Here is a 16,649-nt window from a genome sequence, read left to right as displayed (position 1 = left end):
ACGGCGGAGACGACCCCGCCCCGGCCGGGCAGCTGCCGGTCGGGGCGGGGTCACGCGGCGGGTGCGGGTCAGCTCAGGGACGCCAGCGTCTCGTTCCACGTCGTCGACGGGCGCATGATCTTCGCGGCCTTGGCCGGGTCGGGCTGGTAGTAGCCGCCGATGTCGGCCGGCTTGCCCTGGACGGCGTTCAGCTCCTCGACGATCTTCTGCTCGTTCGCGGCGAGCGTCTCGGCGAGCGGGGCGAAGGCCTTCGCCAGGTCCGCGTCGTCGGTCTGCGAGGCCAGCTCCTGGGCCCAGTACAGGGACAGGTAGAAGTGGCTGCCGCGGTTGTCGATGCCGCCGACGCGACGGGTCGGGGACTTGTCCTCGTTGAGGAAGGTCGCCGTGGCCCGGTCGAGGGTGTCGGCGAGGACCTTCGCGCGGGCGTTGCCCGTGAAGTCGGCGTACTGCTCCAGGGACGGGACCAGTGCGAAGAACTCGCCGAGGGAGTCCCAGCGCAGGTAGTTCTCCTTGACCAGCTGCTGGACGTGCTTCGGCGCGGAGCCGCCGGCGCCCGTCTCGAACAGGCCGCCGCCCGCCATCAGCGGGACGACCGACAGCATCTTGGCGCTGGTGCCCAGCTCCAGGATCGGGAACAGGTCGGTGAGGTAGTCGCGCAGCACGTTGCCGGTCACGGAGATGGTGTCCTCGCCGCGGCGGATGCGCTCCACCGACAGCTTGGTCGCCTCGACCGGGTTCAGGACGCGGATGTCCAGGCCCTCGGTGTCGTGCTCGGTCAGGTACTGCTCGACCTTGGCGATCAGGTTGGCGTCGTGGGCGCGGGTCTCGTCCAGCCAGAACACCGCCGGGTTGCCGGTCGCGCGGGCGCGGGTGACGGCCAGCTTCACCCAGTCGCGGATCGGGGCGTCCTTGGTCTGGCAGGCGCGGAAGATGTCGCCGGCGGAGACCGTCTGCTCGATCACCGCGTTGCCCGCCTGGTCGACGAGGCGGACCGTGCCGGTGGTCGGGATCTCGAAGGTCTTGTCGTGGGAGCCGTACTCCTCGGCCTTCTGCGCCATAAGGCCGACGTTCGGGACGGAGCCCATGGTCGACGGGTCGTAGGCGCCGTTGGCACGGCAGTCGTCGATCACGGCCTGGTAGACACCGGCGTACGACGAGTCCGGCAGCACCGCCAGGGTGTCGGCCTCCTGGCCGTCCGGGCCCCACATGTGGCCGGAGGTGCGGATCATGGCCGGCATCGAGGCGTCCACGATCACGTCGGACGGCACGTGCAGGTTGGTGATGCCCTTGTCGGAGTCGACCATCGCCAGGGCCGGGCCCTCGGCGAGCTCGGCGTCGAAGGACGCCTTGATCTCGGCGCCCTCGGGCAGGGACTCCAGGCCCTTGTAGATGCCGCCCAGACCGTCGTTCGGGGTCAGGCCGGCCGCGGCGAGCGTCTGGCCGTACTGCGCGAAGGTCTTCGGGAAGAACGCGCGCACCACGTGACCGAAGATGATCGGGTCGGAGACCTTCATCATCGTGGCCTTCAGGTGCACGGAGAACAGCACGTCCTCGGCCTTGGCGCGGGCGATCTGCGCGGTGAGGAACTCCCGCAGCGGGGCCACGTGCAGCACCGAGGCGTCGACGACCTCGTCCTTGAGGACCGGTACGGACTCGCGCAGCACGGTGGTGGAGCCGTCGTCGCCGACCAGCTCGATCCGCAGCGAGCCGGCCTCGGAGATCACGACGGACTTCTCGGTGGAGCGGAAGTCGTCCACGCCCATCGTCGCCACGTTGGTCTTGGACTCCGACGACCAGGCGCCCATACGGTGCGGGTGGTTCTTGGCGTAGTTCTTGACCGAGGCGGGGGCGCGGCGGTCGGAGTTGCCCTCACGCAGGACCGGGTTCACGGCGGAACCCTTGATCTTGTCGTAGCGGGCCTGGATGTCCCGCTCCTCGTCGGTCTTCGGGTCGTCCGGGTAGTCCGGCAGCGCGTAGCCCTGGGCCTGCAGCTCGGCGACGGCGGCCTTGAGCTGCGGGATCGACGCCGAGATGTTCGGCAGCTTGATGATGTTGGCCTCGGGCGTCTTCGCCAGTTCGCCCAGCTCGTGCAGGGCGTCCGGGATCCGCTGGTCCTCGGTCAGGTACTCCGGGAACACGGCGATGATGCGCCCGGCCAGCGAGATGTCCCGCGTCTCCACGGAGACACCCGCCTGCGAGGCGTACGCCTGGACCACCGGCAGGAAGGAATACGTCGCCAGGGCCGGGGCCTCGTCAGTGTGCGTATAGATGATGGTCGAGTCAGTCACCGGGTGCTCCGCTCCACGTCTGCAACATTGCTCGACATCAAGATATCTCGTGATCCCGCCGGCCTCGACAGCGGTCCTCGCCGACTTCCGGAGAACCTGCACATCCCCCGGGGCAACCGAAGCCTCTGATCTTGTGGTCATGCACGTTGATCGCACTCATCCGACGGCCGGACCCGACCACCCGGCCGCCCGAGGGAAAGCAGACCATGAGATATCGCACCAGAGTGACGGCCCCGGCAGCCCTGCTCGGCACCGTGGCGGCCCTGTCCGTGGCCGCCCCGGCGCACGCGGACCCGGAGACCGGCACCCCTGGCCCGGAGACCCTCGGGGATCCCGTCTTCCCGGGCCTCGGCAATGACGGCTACCGCGTCTCGGCCTATCACCTCGACCTCGCGTACGACGCCACGACCCGGCTCGTCGACGCGACGGCGACCCTGACGCTGACCACCACCCAGGAGCTGAGCCGCCTCTCCCTGGACGCGCTCGGCCTCGACGTGCACGAGGTGCTGCTCGACGGCGTCCCGGCCGCCCGGGAGCAGGCCGGCGAGAAGCTGCGGATCACCCCGGCCGCCGCGCTGGCCGCGCGGACCACGGCGACCGTGACCGTGACGTACACCGCGGACCCGCGTGCCGCCCTCGCCCCCACCGCCTGGGTGCCCACCCCCGACGGCTTCGCGGTCTGCCCCCAGCCCAACGCGGCGCACACCGTCTTCCCGTGCAACGACCACCCCTCGGACAAGGCGGAATTCACCTTCCGCATCACCGTCCCGGCCGGTCTCAAGGGCGTCGCGAGCGGCCACCTGGTGAGCACCGAGGACCTCGGCGACGGCCGGACCGCGTACTGCTACCGGTCCCGGGAGCCGATGGCCACCGAGCTCGTGCAGATCACGGTCGGCGACTACGTGATCAAGGACCGGCAGGGGCCGCACGGACTCCCGCTCAGGGACGTCGTCCCGGCCGCCCGGGCCACCGCCCTGGAGCCCGCGCTCGCCCTCACCCCGAACCTGGTGAGCTGGATCGAACAGCGGCTCGGGGCCTTCCCGTTCGAGACGTACGGCCTGCTGCCGTGCAACAACGACGCCTCGGACGCCTTCGACTTCACGGGTCTGGAGACCCAGACCCTCACCCTGTACAAGCCGAACTTCCTGCTCCAGGCGGAGAAGAGCATCGGCTCGCACATGATGCACGAGCTGGTCCACTCCTACTTCGGCAACAGCGTGAGCCCGGCGACCTGGTCCGACCTGTGGCTCAACGAGGGCCACGCCGACTTCTACGGACTGCTCTACCGCTACGAGCGCGGCTGGGCCGACTCCCTCGGTCTCACCACGATGGAAGCCCGCATGAAGGACACCTACGCGCGCGGCGACCAGTGGCGCAAGACCTCGGGCCCGGTCGCCGCCCCGAACGAGGCGAACCTCTTCGACAGCCAGCGCTACCTCGGCGGCGTCCTCGTCCTGTACGCGCTGCGCCAGCAGGTCGGCGAGAGCGTCTTCAGCGCGATCGAGTCCACCTTCCTGGAGCGCTTCCGCAACGCCTCGGCGTCGACCGGCGACTACATCTCCGTCGCCTCGGAGGTCTCCGGCACCGACCAGTCCGGCTTCCTGCGGGACTGGCTCTACGGCACGAAGACGCCGCGCATGCCGGGCCATCCGGACTGGACGGTGACGCCGGTCAGTTCCGCGCTGCGGCAGCCGCAGAACCGTACGGACGGCCACTGGCACGACAACTCGGCGACGCTCTAGGGGACTCAGTCGAGCCGGGCGGAGGACGTCTCGCCCGGCTCGATCACGACCTGGGCCCCGCGCTGCTGCGGAATCGACACCGACCCCTGCTGGAGGGCGACGGTCCGCGCGGGCGCCGGAATCCGGATGCCCTCCTCGCGGTAGCGCTTGTGCAGCTGCTTGATGAACTCGTGCTTGATCCGGAACTGGTCGCTGAACTCGCCGACACCCAGGATGACCGTGAAGCCGATGCGGGAGTCGCCGAAGGTGTGGAAGCGCACCAGGGGTTCGTGCTCCGGGACCGCGCCCTCGATCTCCGTCATGACCTGGGTGACGACCTCGCAGGTGACCCGCTCGACGTGGTCGAGATCGCTGTCGTAGGCCACCCCGACCTGCACCAGGATCGTCAACTGCTGCTCGGGACGCATGAAGTTGGTCATGTTCGTCTTGGCGAGCTCGCCGTTGGGCACGACGATCAGGTTGTTGGAGAGCGCGCGCACGGTCGTCTGACGCCAGTTGATGTCCTCGACGTAACCCTCCTCGCCGCTGGCCAGCCGGATGTAGTCGCCGGGCTGGACGGTCTTGGAGGCGAGGATGTGGATGCCCGCGAAGAGGTTGGCCAGGGTGTCCTGGAGCGCGAGCGCGACCGCGAGACCGCCGACGCCGAGGGCCGTGAGCATCGGCGCTATGGAGATGCCGAGGGTCTGCAGGACGACCAGGAAACCGATCGCCAGGACCAGCACCCTCGTGATGTTGACGAAGATCGTGGCCGAACCGGCGACCCCGGACCGGGACGTGGTGACCGTCCGCACGAGCCCTGCGACCAGCCGGGCCGCCGCCACCGTGACGACGAAGATCAGCAGCACGGTCAGCACCTGGTTGACGGTGTGCTGGACCGCCTTGGTCAGCGGCAGCGCCGCCGCGGCGACGGCGATGCCGCCCGCGACCGCCGCCGAGGGCACCACCGTCCGCAGGGCGGCCACGAGGACGTCGTCGCCGCCCCACTTGGTGCGGTCCGCGTGCTTGCCCAGCCACTTCAGCAGCATGCGCAGCAGGAAAGCCGCCACCAGGCCCGCCACCACGGCGATGCCGGCGCCGACCATGTCGTCCATGCTGAGATCCCGTTGAAATGCCGTCACGTTGCCACCTGTTCGAAAATTGCGGGATGTGCGATCGCGTCGGCCGTGTGAAGATTCCGTGGCCGACGCGACCGCTCATCCTGCCGTATCAGGCACGGGAGTTCGTACCTGGCCTCGTGCCGGACGGTGCGGTTTCGGACGATGTTCTCGGTGAGGTCAGATCACCTTCAGCCGCACCAGCGCACCCAGCGTCAGCGCCCCCGGCACCAGCGGTACCCAGACCGTGATGATCCGGTAGGCGAGCACCACCGCCGTGGCCACGGCCACCGGGCCGCCGGCCGCCACCAGCGCCACCACCAGAGCCGCTTCCACCGAGCCGACCCCGCCCGGTGTGGGCACCAGCGCCACCGCGCAGGTCGCCGCCAGATACGCCACGGCCATGTGCAAGGGCGGCACCGACAACCCCAGCGCCTGCCCGACCGCGGCCAGCCCGGCCGCCTGCAGCGCCGGGAAGGCGAGCGAACCGCCCCACAGCGCGAGCGCCCGCGACGGGCGGGTGTGCACCGAGCGGGCCTCGCCCAGCGCGGTCCGCAGGAAGGAACCCACGGCCGTCCGCACCCGGCGGACACCCGCGAGCACGCCCACGGCCACCACGAGCACCACGCCCAGGCCCAGCAGCAGCGGACCCACCGCCGTGTCGGGCAGCAGCCCGCCGAGGCGCAGCGCGTCCGGGAAGGCGACGAACAGCACGGCCAGCAGGGTGAGCCGGCCGATCGACTCCGCCAGCAGATACAGGGCGAGTGCGGCCGAGGAGCGGGCGAGGGAGACACCGCACACGGTCATGAAGCGCAGATTGACCGCCCCCGCGCCGAGGCCCGTAGGCAACAGGTGGTTCGCCGCACCCGCAGCGAACTGTGTCGCCAGCAGGCGCCGCCGGGGCAGCCGCTCCACCACCGCGCCCTGCCGGGTGAAGGAGGCGGCCACCCAGGTCAGACAGGTGGCACCGGCCGCGGCGAGGAGCCACGGCCACTCGGCCTGCCGCAGATGGCCGAAGCCCTCGGCGAGCACGGACCGGTGCCGCACCGCGACGACGGTGACCAGCAGGAGCGGGACCAGACACAGGATCTGGCGGATACGGCGGACGGGGAGGCGCTGGGGAGGGCGTCCCTGGGGGAGTTCTACCGCTGTCACATCGGGAGAGGTTCTCCTCGCCGCGCCAACGGCGGGTTGCGGAAGCGGGGCCAGGGTCTTACGTACGGTCATCGAGTCCTTCGGTCGGGCGGTTGTTGTGCGGACGTTGACCTCAATAACGCTCGAGGTTCTAAGTTCTCTCCCATGAGCATGGAGACCACAGCCTGGACACAGCTGCACAGTGTCATGACCGCCGAGCAGGAGCGCCGCCCGTTCGCCCGCGCGACGCTGCGCCGCATCGGCTCGTTCGCCCGCCCGCACCGTACCCGTATCGCCCGCTTCGTCGTACTCGGGGTGGTGACCGCGCTGCTCGCCGTCGCGACGCCCGTACTGGCCGGACACATCGTCGACGCGATCGTGTCGGGCGACGACGAGGGCAAGGTCGTACGCCTGGCCCTGCTCATCGCCCTCATAGCGGTCGCGGAGGCCGCCCTCGGCGTCCTCGGCAGACGGCTGTCGGCCGCGCTGGGGGAGGGACTCATCCTCGATCTGCGGACGGCTGTGTTCGATCATGTGCAGCGCATGCCGGTCGCGTTCTTCACACGCACTCGTACGGGAGCGCTGGTCTCCCGTCTCAACAACGACGTCATCGGCGCGCAGCGCGCCTTCAGCAACACCCTGTCGGGCGTGGTCAGCAACCTGGTCACGCTGCTGCTGACCCTTGTGGTGATGCTCACGCTGTCCTGGCAGATCACCCTGCTCGCGCTCGCGCTCCTGCCGGTGTTCGTGATCCCGGCCCGCCGCATGGGCAGCCGGATGGCCCGGATGCAGCGGGAGGCGGCCGCGCTGAACGCGGCCATGGGCACGAGGATGACCGAGCGGTTCTCCGCGCCCGGCGCCACCCTGGTCAAGCTCTTCGGCCGTCCCGAGCAGGAGTCCGAGGAGTTCGCGGCCCGGGCCCGCCGCGTGGCCGACATCGGCGTGCGGACCGCCACCGCCCAGTCGGTGTTCATCACCGCCCTGACCCTGGTCTCCGCGCTGGCTCTCGCCCTGGTCTACGGCCTCGGCGGCTGGTTCGCCCTGCGCGGCAGCCTGGAACCGGGCGCCGTGGTCTCCCTCGCGCTGCTCCTGACCCGCATGTACGCCCCGCTCACCGCCCTCGCCGGCGCCCGCGTCGAGGTCATGAGCGCGCTGGTCAGCTTCGAGCGGGTCTTCGAGGTCCTCGATCTGAAGCCGCTGATCGAGGACAAGCCGGACGCCCGCGAGGTCCCCGAGGGACCGGTCGCCGTCGAGTTCTCCGACGTCCGCTTCGGCTACCCCTCCGCCGACAAGGTCTCCCTGGCCTCCCTGGAGGAGGTCGCCTCCCTCGACACCCGCGGCGGCGCCGAGGTCCTGCACGGCATCTCCTTCCGCGCCGACCCCGGCCAGACCGTCGCCCTCGTCGGCTCCTCCGGAGCCGGGAAGTCGACCGTCGCGCAACTGCTCCCGCGGCTCTACGACGTGGACGAGGGCGCCGTACGCATCGGCGGCGTCGACGTCCGCGACGTGACCGCCGGGTCCCTGCGGGCCACCCTCGGCATGGTCACCCAGGACGGCCATCTCTTCCACGACACGGTCCGCGCGAACCTGCTGCTGGCCCGCCCGGAGGCGACCGAGGCCGAGCTGTGGGACGCCCTGCGCCGCTCCCGCCTGGACGATCTCGTACGGTCCCTGCCTGACGGGCTCGACACCGTGGTCGGCGAGCGCGGCTACCGGCTCTCCGGCGGCGAGCGTCAGCGCATGACCATCGCCCGTCTCCTGCTGGCCCGCCAGCGTGTGGTTATCCTCGACGAGGCCACCGCCCACCTGGACAACACCTCCGAGGCCGCCGTCCAGGAAGCGCTCGCCGAGGCGCTGGAGGGCAGGACGGCGATCGTGATCGCCCACCGGCTGTCCACGGTCCGCGCGGCCGACCAGATCCTGGTGGTCGAGGACGGGCGGATCGTGGAACGGGGGACGCACGAGGAACTGCTCGTGCTCGACGGCCGGTACGCGGAGCTGTACCGGACCCAGTTCGCGTCCCACGACGGCGAGGTGACCGAGACCGCTGTGGCGTAACCCGTCAGGCGATCTCAGGAGTCAGGGGACGAGCCGGTGCTGGTGGCCGGCGCGCCATTCGGCCGGCAGGACGGTGGCGTCGTCGTCCAGGCGGCCGGAGTGGTGGCGGACGACGAAGTCGAGCTCGGAGGCCGACCGCGTACCCGCAGCCGGACACCTGACTCCTGAGCCGCGGCCGTCACTGCCGAAGCCACAGCCCAGGATCGTGTTGCCGGACAAGGATGCGGGAGTGGTCAGCCGTCCTTGCCCATGGCCTTGCGTACGGCGTCCCGCGTGCGGTCGACCAGGGCGGCGACCGGCCCCAGGGTCATGTTCTTGGCCGCCGACTCGGTCCCGGGGTGCGGGTGGGTCGGTGCCATCGCTTCCGCCGCCTTCAGGGCGGACGCCATGGAGGCCAGACGGGCCTTGTCCGCGTGCCGGCGGATGTGGTTGAACTCGTACCGCTCCTCGGCGCGGGCGTGTTTCATCACGTCGAGGCGCAGCGTCAGGAGTTCGGGCAGGAACTTGGCGTCGTCGGTGTCCATCCCGTCGAGCCGCGACAGCAGTTCCTTCGCCTCCCGCTCCTCGGCCAGCCGCTCGTCGGCCACCTTCGCGCCGTCCGGCACGGAGGTGCGGGTGAAGGGACGGACGACCTCCTCCTCGGCCGTCTCGTGCACGGCGAGAAGCCGGACCAGGTTCCGGAACGCCGCCCGGCGCTCGTCCCCGGCGGTCCGCTCCACCTCGTCGAAGAGGTTGCGGATGTCACCGTGCCGGCGCATCAGCAGGGCCACGACATCGGCGTCGCTCGCCGCGATCCCCGCCATGTCAGCTCCTCTCCCGGGAAGCGACGTCGGGGTGCTCGCCCTCCGACTCGATGCGGTATTCGCGGCCGAACAGCTCCCGGTGCTGAGCCATCACCCGCTCACTGGGCGGCTCCTCGCCACCGTGGATCTGCTCCTGCATCTTCTCGAACCGCTCGTGGGCGTCCCGGACATACCCGGTGCCCAGGGTGGTCAGATCCATCTGGGTGTCCAGCAGGCCCCGTACGAACTGCTTGTTCTCCTCGAAGGTCAGCACGTTCGGCAGCTCCGGCGCGAGGATCTCCTGCGGCTCCCGGCCGTCGTGCCGGCGCATCAGCTCGCAGGCGATCCGCAGGTGTTCGAGCTCCATGTTCAGGTGGAGCTCCCAGATCGCCTTCACCTTGGGGTCGGGCTCCTGCTCCATGAAGGAGTGGTAGACGTAGCACTCGTTGTACTCGTGGGTGACGAGCTGCTCCCACCACGACTCTCCCGGGTCGACCAGGGACTCGTAGTGGGTGACGTGCTCCTCCTCGATCAGCCCGATCTCCTGGTAGAGCGGGCGGGCGATCGGCTCCATGTACTGGGGGCCGACGTTCATGTAGAAGTTCATGGTCTGCTGCTCGGCCGACATGATGGTCAGCGCGTGCAGCCGGGAGAGCGGGTTGACCGTCGAACGGTCGTAGGGCTCGCGCACGTTGTCGGCCGGATGCCGGTGGTGGAACTTGGTCGGCCGTCCCGGCATCACCTCCGTGAGCCCCTCGACGATCGACTCCGCCTTGCGGTGCTCGATCATCTCGTAGAGGTTGGCGTACCGGTACAGATGGTCGAAGTCCTCCAGAACGCCGAACTCGTACGCCTGCTTCAGATACGGGTCGGGCTCGTGGCGGGCGATCCAGCCGGTGAGATCGACCGCGACCTGCTCGTAGGAGATGGTCGTCTCCAGGACCGAGGCGAGACCGGGCAGCAGCCAGTTGACGGCCTTCTGCTGCTGTTGCTCGATGTACCGGACCTCCGCCAGCTGCCGCTTGACGTCGAGGTCGGGACAGTGGCGGGCGAACTGGTGGCTGAAGAGGATCGCCTCGACCTCGATGCCGTTCATCGCGATGATGCGGCACTTCGTGTACGGGTCACCGTGGTCGGGATCCACGGGCTCGACGTCGAGCTCCCGCCAGTTGCGCAACTGGCGGTCCAGGGGGATGCCCCGGTGTTCCAGTGGGTTGAAGCCCATGTGCGTCTCCTAGGCTGATGGGCCCGAAACAGAGCCGCGCGAGTACCCGTGCCCGTGTCCTGTAACCGAAACGTGAAGGGCGTGGTGGGACCGAATCGGCCACCCGGCGAGGACCGTCACCTCGAGGAGCTCGTGCCCGCCGTGGCCGTCGACGCGGGTTCCTGCCCGGTCACGGGGAAAAGCAGTGCTGTGGCGATCCTCGCGTGCAGGGCGTCCATGGTCCTGATCTGCTGCTCCGCCCTGCGCAGCAACGCCTCCAGCCGGTCGGCGTCCAGGCGCGAGTCCTGTGCCGACGCGGCGAGCAGACCGCGCCACAGCGAGGCCTTGCCCTGCGCCCCCAGCCGCAGAGCCTCGACTCGACCAGCAGCGCGAGCCCGGAGCGGCGCAGCAGACGGCCGTTGGGCTTCATCCGTGCGGCCTTCTCGCCCAGCCACGCTCCGTACGTCTTGTAGTGCCTGACGGGGACGTCGAGGTCGGCAAGGAGACGTACCAGTGCCTGCCGGTCCTGCGAGATCTCCTTCCGCAGGCTCTCCAGGGTCTCGCCGTAGGCCGACCCGCGGTGCTCCTGAGCCGTCCGGCGGGCGAGCTCGACACCCGCCGTCGCACCGGCCAGGTGGTCGTTGAGATAGATCACCAGCCGTTTCTGCCGCGTCGGATCGTCGTGCGAGGTCCGTACCGTCCTGTCCATGACTCCCCTCCGGCCGCCGGAGTCCTGTGATGGCCTACGAGTTCCCCGGCCGGGCCGGTCAACCGCTCTGTCCGGAAACCCCCGGCGCCGGCGTACCAGCTCACCCCCATCACCACGGCCAGGCCCGCTTCCATGAGGTCGCCGCCGTAGTACATCCACTGGGCGCCCTGATGAAGGTCGGCGGCGGTGAAGCCGGTGCCGGGCGGCGGCCGGGAGTAGAGCGTGCGGGCCAGCACGGCGTGCGCGGTACCGGCGGTCAGTACGGTCGCGCCGCGCACGGCGAGACTCCAGCGGCGACGCACGGGATCGAGCCCGCACACGGCGAAGGTGAACAGCAGCCCCGCCGCCACCATGTGCACCTGTACCGCGCCGTGCCCCGGCGGCCGGTGCGCCGTGGCCGCGAACAGCTCCGTGCGGTACAGCAGCCAGAGCCCGCCGATGTCCAGGACGGCCGCCAGGGGCGGAAAGAGCAGCAGCCCGACGGGAGCGGAGTGCGCGAGGGTCACCAGGAGTCGCCGTGCCCGGCCGGGCGTCAGGGCGCGCAGGGCGAGGGTGAGGGGGCGTGCCGCGACGAACAGCAGCGGGGCCGCCATGCCGACGACCAGGTGCCGCACCACATGCTGGGTGAACGGCCCGCCCCACGGCTCGGCCAGGATCGCCCAGGCCGTTCCCAGACCTCCCGCGGCGAACGAGGCGTCCCGGACGCGGGGCCAGACGTCCCCGCGCCGCCGCAGCCGCCCCGCCGCCAGGTAGCCGACGGTCACCAGCAGCGCGGCCCCGGCGACGACCAGCTCGGACGGTCCCGGTCCCACGGCGGGGCCCGGATGGACATGCCCGGGTTTCACGCCGGCGGTCCGCCGTCACCGTGCCGCCGCGCCGCGCGCACGGCGAGACCGGCGCCGGTGAGCAGCAGGAGCAGGCCGGCGAGGTTCCAGGCCACGTCATAGGAGGTGACGTCCACCCCGTAGCGGATCTGGTGCAGGCGCAGCAGCTTGTGGTCCACGACGCCGTCGAACAGCTGGAAGGCGCCCATGCCGAGGAGGAGGCCCGCCCAGGCGTGGGGCGCCGACAGGGATCCACGGCGGCGCAGATCGGCGTAGAGGAAGAAACCGGCGCACAGGGCGAGCAGTTCGGCGGTGTGCAGGAGCCCGTCGGAGAGCAGGCCCGCACTGGTGGTGGCGCGGTCGTAGAAGTGGTGCCAGCCCAGGATCTGGTGGAAGACGATCTCGTCGACCGCGGCCGTCACCGCGCCCCCGATCAGCGCGCACACGGCCATCGACCTGCGTGGTTCGGTGCGCGTGCCCGGGCTGGCGTCCGGCCGGACCGATGGGCTCATGGCTCCCCCCTCAGGATCGTTGGCCTTCGTGCCCCTCGGCGTCGATCGCGTCACGCCTGCCGGAGTGCTCCTTCTGGTCCAGCTCGGCCGTCTTCGGGTGGTGCAGGTCGAAGGCGGGGGATTCGGAACGGATGCGGGGGAGTTCGGCGAAGTTGTGGCGCGGGGGCGGGCAGGAGGTGGCCCATTCCAGGGAACGGCCGTATCCCCAGGGGTCGTCGCCCTCGATCCGCTCGCCCTTCTTGGCGGTCTTCCACACGTTGTAGAGGAAGGGCAGGGTGGACAGGCCCAGCAGGAAGGCGCCGACGGAGGAGACGGTGTTGAGGCCGGTGAAGCCGTCGGCGGCCAGGTAGTCGGCGTAGCGGCGGGGCATGCCCTCGGCGCCGAGCCAGTGCTGGACCAGGAACGTGGTGTGGAAGCCGACGAACAGGGTCCAGAAGTGGATCTTCTCCAGGCGGTGGTTGAGCATGGTGCCGGTCATCTTCGGCCACCAGAAGCTGAATCCGCCGAACATCGCGAAGACGATGGTGCCGAACAGGACGTAGTGGAAGTGCGCCACCACGAAGTAGCTGTCGGTGACGTGGAAGTCCATCGGCGGCGAGGCGAGGATGACGCCGGTCAGCCCGCCGAAGAGGAACGTGACGAGGAAGCCCGCCGCCCACAGCATCGGCGGTTCGAAGGAGATCGAGCCCTTCCACATCGTGCCGATCCAGTTGAAGAACTTCACTCCGGTCGGGACGGCGATCAGGAAGCTCATGAACGAGAAGAACGGCAGCAGCACGGCCCCGGTGGCGAACATGTGGTGCGCCCACACGGTGACCGACAGGCCGGTGATGGCGATGGTGGCGCCGATCAGACCGACGTACCCGAAGATCGGCTTGCGCGAGAACACCGGGATGATCTCGCTGATCACCCCGAAGAACGGCAGGGCCAGGATGTAGACCTCGGGATGCCCGAAGAACCAGAACAGGTGCTGCCACAGCAGCGGTCCGCCGTACTGGGCGTCGAAGACGTGGGAGCCGAAGCGCCGGTCCGCCTCCAGGGCGAGCAGGGCGGCGGCCAGAACCGGGAAGGCCAGCAGGACCAGTACCGAGGTGAGCAGCACGGTCCAGGTGAAGATCGGCATCCGGAACATGGTCATGCCGGGGGCGCGCATGCAGATGATGGTGGTGATGAAGTTGACCGCGCCGAGGATGGTGCCGAAGCCGGCCAGCGCCAGCCCCATGATCCACAGGTCGGCTCCGACATAGCCGCTGCGGATGGGGCCGCTGAGCGGGGTATAGGCGGTCCAGCCGTAGTCGGCGGCACCTTGCGGGGTGAGGAAGCTGCCCAGGACGATCAGGCCGCCGAAGAGAAACAGCCAGTAGGAGAACATGTTCAGCCGCGGGAAGGCGACGTCCGGGGAGCCGATCTGCAGCGGCATGACCGCGTTGGCGAACCCGGCGAACGTCGGCGTCGCGAAGAGCAGCAGCATGATCGTGCCGTGCATCGTGAACGCCTGGTTGTACTGCTCGGTGGACAGCAGCTGAAGTCCCGGCCGGGCCAGCTCCGCCCTGAGCGCCATCGCCAGCGCGCCGCCGATCAGGAAGAAGCAGAACGAGGTGATCAGGTAGAGGTGCCCGATCTTCTTGTGGTCGGTCGTGGTCAGCCAGGACACGACCACGCGGCCTCTGCTGCGCCGCCGGGACCGGAGCGACCGGTTCGGTGTATGTGGCCATCAGCCGCCCTCCGGTGCAACGCCAGGTCTTTCTTCCGGGCAGCGTGTAACCAGCCTGCCGAAAGTCATTCCTACCGGTTTGGGGGCTTTGGTGCACCGGTTCGGAGGCTCCGGACCCCGTCGCGCCTCACGGACCGGACCAGCCGCTCTCCCACTCCGCGCGCTCTTCCCGCTGCTCGGTGTCCTCGTCCTCGGTGTTCTCGCCCTCCGCCTGCGAAGGGGTCGTTCGGTGCACGTCACGACGGCCGGACGTCTCCTCCTCCGGACTGTCCTCCGGGCGTTCGCCCTCCGCCTGGGACGGGGTCTGTTCACTCATCGTCGGCCTCCTGCGGGGTGTCCGGTGTCTGCGCTGGGTCGGTTGCTCAACCTGTCCCCCTCCTCACTCGTGCGGTTTCCCTTCCGGGGACGGACCGCAGCCAGGTGCTGATCCACGGCCAGCAGTGTCAGGGCCGTGCCCAGTCCGATACGGCGGGCCTGGACGGGCCCCTGCGGACCGGGAGCCGCCGCGAGTTGGGCGAGACCGGCGGAGACCAGGAGCCCGCCGGTCGTCCTCTGGAGCCACACGTCGGTCTTCGGTCCGAAGATCCATTCGAAGCTGCGCAGATGCACCAACGGCCACAGTCCACCCACGACGTTGAAGACCCCGCGCGCGACCGCGACACCCTGTCCGGGATCCCGAGCGCTCGTCCTGCCCATGCGTCACTCCTTCGTCCGGCCTGCCGGGTACCCCTGGCCGTGTGTCCTCAGTCCGGCTCGAGGGCCACCGTGGTCGTGACCCGGGTCAGCGCGGGTCGCCTCGGCACGGACCCGAATCCGAAGCGCACGGGCGGAACGACGGGTGCCATCGCACCGAGGTCGTCTCCGTCGTAGGCCGCCGACACCGCGTGGATGGGCCGCAGGTCCCGGGCGCCGTACCACTCCCGGCGGCCCGCCCGCGCACTGCCACGGGTGCGTACGCCGGGCAGCAGCAAACGGGCGGGAAGGGACGTGAGCGTGCACCAGCCCGGCCGTCCGGCGAGCACGCCGGGCACCGCGCACAGCAGCAGCCCGAGGAGCCGTCTGCGACCCGTCACGAAACGCAGGTCGAGCGGCCCCGCGGTGACGCTCCAGGTCCCGTCCGCGACGCGCACGCGGACCGGGACGACGCGTACGGTGTCGAAGACGTAGGTACCGGCGACGAATTCCGCCGTCTGCCGGGTGGGGGCGAGCAGCAGCCGTTCTCGGTCGGGCCGTTCCAGCATCACGTCGCTGAACGGCCCGAACGGCGACCGTGACCAGTGCCCCAGCACGATGCGGGTCCCGGACGCCGTGCCCAGGCCGGCGATCCAGCCGTCGAAGCGCAGCCGTCCGCCGCGCAGGGCCCCGCCGGTCGGCGCGCTCACGTGGGAAAGGGCCGGGAGGGTCCCAGCCGGACGTGCTCGACCCCCGGGGAGAAGTGCACGACGGGCTCGTCGAGCGGGGCGGGCAGGCCCACCGCGGGGGTCAGCGTCTCCTCCAGCACGTCGACGGCCGCGTACGTCAGCGGCCAGGGTTCGTGCTCCACGGGCGTCTCCCAGAGACGGCCCAGCCGACGGGTGTACGCACGCCGGCGCGAGGTCAGCCACACGTCCCGTTCCGACGGCTGGACGGGATCACCGGGACGGACGTCCAGGCGGTACGAGACGTTGCCCGCCCCGCGCGAGCCGGCGTACGACACGGTGTCGCCGTCCGTGGCGACGCTCAGGGCTCCCAGGGTGTACGGCGCCCCGACGGCACGAGCGGCCGGCATCAGGGGGCAGGCCACGTCGATGGACAGAAACCAGATGCCGTCCCGGCCGTTCTCGCGTCGCACATAGGTCCGCAGGTTGGTCTCCGCGAACGACGGCAGCCCGGGGACGCCGGCGGGAACGCCCGCGGGGCGCACGTCCGCCATCACGAACGGCGTGAGACCCACCCACGCCACCCCGTCGTACTCGTCCACGGCCGGCTCCCGGGGCAGGAGGGCCTGCACCGCCTCCGGCGGAAAGGGCCAGTGCACGAAGGCCTGTCTGCGCCAGCGGGCCCGGAGAGCCGGGACCCGCACCCGCTGTTCCGCTCCGTACGCCACCACGACCACCGGGTCCCCACCCGGGGACCGCGGAAACGCCCAGGTCGTGGGGGCGGCGGAGCTGCCCCCGGCATGCGACGAGGCCCGGCGAACCCACTGGGTTCGCCGGGCCTCGCCTCACAGCGCGATCAGGCGGGGCGGATGTTCTCCGCCTGCGGGCCCTTCTGGCCCTGGGTGACGTCGAACTCGACCTTCTGGCCCTCCTGCAGCTCGCGGAAGCCCTGGGCGGCGATGTTGGAGTAGTGGGCGAAGACGTCGGGGCCTCCACCCTCCTGCTCGATGAAGCCGAAGCCCTTCTCGCTGTTGAACCACTTGACGGTGCCCTTGGCCACGACAGTCTCCTTCGAGGGAAACCGGGCCCGCACCTTGCGTGCCCGGAGGTGATCGCCCTGGTCCGGAGAGGCGTTGAACGCAAGAACGCCCGTGATGGCGATCACGGGCGAACGGGACTTCGGAACCACGACTGCTAGGTCACGACGCTACACCCGGGAAGCGGCAGCCG

The 16,649-nt window shown here is 70.3% G+C and carries 17 protein-coding genes; 2 read left to right on the top strand and 15 right to left on the bottom strand.

The annotated features are described in order from the left end of the window. Window positions 1-68: 68 nt before the first annotated feature. Entirely contained in the window at window positions 69-2,288 is a 2,220-nt protein-coding gene (locus ACIBJB_RS14395) for an NADP-dependent isocitrate dehydrogenase (RefSeq protein WP_398930192.1), read from the bottom strand. Window positions 2,289-2,494: 206 nt separating this feature from the next. Here ACIBJB_RS14395 and ACIBJB_RS14390 point away from each other — a divergent pair, with 206 nt between their 5' ends. Continuing rightward, the gene (locus ACIBJB_RS14390; RefSeq protein WP_398930190.1) at window positions 2,495-4,030 is read left to right on the top strand and encodes a M1 family metallopeptidase; all 1,536 of its coding nucleotides are present in this window, start codon (window positions 2,495-2,497) and stop codon (window positions 4,028-4,030) included. Between the two features lie 5 nt (window positions 4,031-4,035). On the opposite strand, the gene ACIBJB_RS14385 is transcribed toward ACIBJB_RS14390, so the two are convergent. After that, window positions 4,036-5,121, bottom strand: a complete 1,086-nt coding sequence (locus ACIBJB_RS14385; protein WP_398930989.1) for a mechanosensitive ion channel family protein — start codon at window positions 5,119-5,121, stop codon at window positions 4,036-4,038. Window positions 5,122-5,304: 183 nt separating this feature from the next. After that, the gene (locus ACIBJB_RS14380; RefSeq protein ID WP_398930188.1) at window positions 5,305-6,279 is read right to left on the bottom strand and encodes a YbhN family protein; all 975 of its coding nucleotides are present in this window, start codon (window positions 6,277-6,279) and stop codon (window positions 5,305-5,307) included. Between the two features lie 150 nt (window positions 6,280-6,429). Here ACIBJB_RS14380 and ACIBJB_RS14375 point away from each other — a divergent pair, with 150 nt between their 5' ends. Then, on the top strand, window positions 6,430-8,316 hold the full coding sequence (locus tag ACIBJB_RS14375; protein ID WP_398930987.1) for an ABC transporter ATP-binding protein: 1,887 nt from the start codon (window positions 6,430-6,432) through the stop codon (window positions 8,314-8,316). A gap of 21 nt (window positions 8,317-8,337) precedes the next feature. Here ACIBJB_RS14375 and ACIBJB_RS14370 read toward each other — a convergent pair whose 3' ends face one another. From ACIBJB_RS14370 to ACIBJB_RS14315, 12 genes are all read right to left on the bottom strand, one after another. Beyond that, complete coding sequence (locus ACIBJB_RS14370; protein WP_398930186.1) at window positions 8,338-8,535, bottom strand: hypothetical protein; 198 nt, start codon at window positions 8,533-8,535, stop codon at window positions 8,338-8,340. 14 nt (window positions 8,536-8,549) lie between these two features. Next, window positions 8,550-9,119, bottom strand: coding sequence for a hemerythrin domain-containing protein (locus tag ACIBJB_RS14365; RefSeq protein ID WP_398930184.1), 570 nt, complete (start codon window positions 9,117-9,119; stop codon window positions 8,550-8,552). Between the two features lies 1 nt (window position 9,120). Next, window positions 9,121-10,323 carry a hypothetical protein gene (locus tag ACIBJB_RS14360; protein ID WP_398930182.1) on the bottom strand — a complete coding sequence of 401 codons (1,203 nt, stop codon included), beginning with the start codon at window positions 10,321-10,323 and terminating at the stop codon, window positions 9,121-9,123. A 116-nt stretch (window positions 10,324-10,439) separates the two neighbouring features. Further along, window positions 10,440-10,757 carry a hypothetical protein gene (locus ACIBJB_RS14355; protein WP_398930180.1) on the bottom strand — a complete coding sequence of 106 codons (318 nt, stop codon included), beginning with the start codon at window positions 10,755-10,757 and terminating at the stop codon, window positions 10,440-10,442. Window positions 10,758-10,953: 196 nt separating this feature from the next. Further along, window positions 10,954-11,856, bottom strand: coding sequence for a cytochrome c oxidase assembly protein (locus tag ACIBJB_RS14350; RefSeq protein ID WP_398930179.1), 903 nt, complete (start codon window positions 11,854-11,856; stop codon window positions 10,954-10,956). Next, the gene (locus ACIBJB_RS14345) at window positions 11,853-12,347 is read right to left on the bottom strand and encodes a DUF2243 domain-containing protein (RefSeq protein ID WP_398930177.1); all 495 of its coding nucleotides are present in this window, start codon (window positions 12,345-12,347) and stop codon (window positions 11,853-11,855) included. The genes ACIBJB_RS14350 and ACIBJB_RS14345 overlap by 4 nt, the downstream gene beginning before the upstream one ends. A 10-nt stretch (window positions 12,348-12,357) precedes the next feature. Continuing rightward, a complete protein-coding gene (gene ctaD / locus ACIBJB_RS14340) occupies window positions 12,358-14,007 on the bottom strand; it encodes a cytochrome c oxidase subunit I (RefSeq protein ID WP_398930175.1) in 1,650 nt (549 codons plus the stop codon). Window positions 14,008-14,188: 181 nt separating this feature from the next. Further along, window positions 14,189-14,377: a hypothetical protein gene (locus ACIBJB_RS14335; RefSeq protein WP_398930173.1), complete on the bottom strand. Its 189-nt coding sequence runs from the start codon at window positions 14,375-14,377 to the stop codon at window positions 14,189-14,191. Then, window positions 14,374-14,757 carry a hypothetical protein gene (locus ACIBJB_RS14330; RefSeq protein WP_398930171.1) on the bottom strand — a complete coding sequence of 128 codons (384 nt, stop codon included), beginning with the start codon at window positions 14,755-14,757 and terminating at the stop codon, window positions 14,374-14,376. Before ACIBJB_RS14330 ends, ACIBJB_RS14335 begins: the two co-directional genes overlap by 4 nt. Window positions 14,758-14,804: 47 nt before the next feature. Continuing rightward, window positions 14,805-15,443, bottom strand: coding sequence for a hypothetical protein (locus ACIBJB_RS14325; protein WP_398930169.1), 639 nt, complete (start codon window positions 15,441-15,443; stop codon window positions 14,805-14,807). Beyond that, complete coding sequence (locus tag ACIBJB_RS14320) at window positions 15,440-16,150, bottom strand: YqjF family protein (RefSeq protein WP_398930167.1); 711 nt, start codon at window positions 16,148-16,150, stop codon at window positions 15,440-15,442. The genes ACIBJB_RS14325 and ACIBJB_RS14320 overlap by 4 nt, the downstream gene beginning before the upstream one ends. Window positions 16,151-16,275: 125 nt before the next feature. Then, window positions 16,276-16,479, bottom strand: a complete 204-nt coding sequence (locus tag ACIBJB_RS14315) for a cold-shock protein (protein ID WP_007379522.1) — start codon at window positions 16,477-16,479, stop codon at window positions 16,276-16,278. Window positions 16,480-16,649 lie beyond the last annotated feature (170 nt).

This window comes from Streptomyces sp. NPDC050759 (assembly GCF_044456945.1).
Lineage (GTDB): Bacteria > Actinomycetota > Actinomycetes > Streptomycetales > Streptomycetaceae > Streptomyces.
Note: the sequence above shows the minus strand (reverse complement) of the source record. Positions and strands in the feature narration are given on the sequence as shown.

Coding starts and splice junctions, on each gene's coding strand:
- ACIBJB_RS14390 (WP_398930190.1), top strand. CDS start 2,495: ATGAGATATCGCACCAGAGTGACGGCCCCGGCAGCCCTGCTCGGCACC.
- ACIBJB_RS14385 (WP_398930989.1), bottom strand. CDS start 5,121: ATGGACGACATGGTCGGCGCCGGCATCGCCGTGGTGGCGGGCCTGGTG.
- ACIBJB_RS14375 (WP_398930987.1), top strand. CDS start 6,430: ATGGAGACCACAGCCTGGACACAGCTGCACAGTGTCATGACCGCCGAG.
- ACIBJB_RS14365 (WP_398930184.1), bottom strand. CDS start 9,119: ATGGCGGGGATCGCGGCGAGCGACGCCGATGTCGTGGCCCTGCTGATG.
- ACIBJB_RS14360 (WP_398930182.1), bottom strand. CDS start 10,323: ATGGGCTTCAACCCACTGGAACACCGGGGCATCCCCCTGGACCGCCAG.
- ACIBJB_RS14345 (WP_398930177.1), bottom strand. CDS start 12,347: ATGAGCCCATCGGTCCGGCCGGACGCCAGCCCGGGCACGCGCACCGAA.
- ACIBJB_RS14335 (WP_398930173.1), bottom strand. CDS start 14,377: ATGAGTGAACAGACCCCGTCCCAGGCGGAGGGCGAACGCCCGGAGGAC.
- ACIBJB_RS14330 (WP_398930171.1), bottom strand. CDS start 14,757: ATGGGCAGGACGAGCGCTCGGGATCCCGGACAGGGTGTCGCGGTCGCG.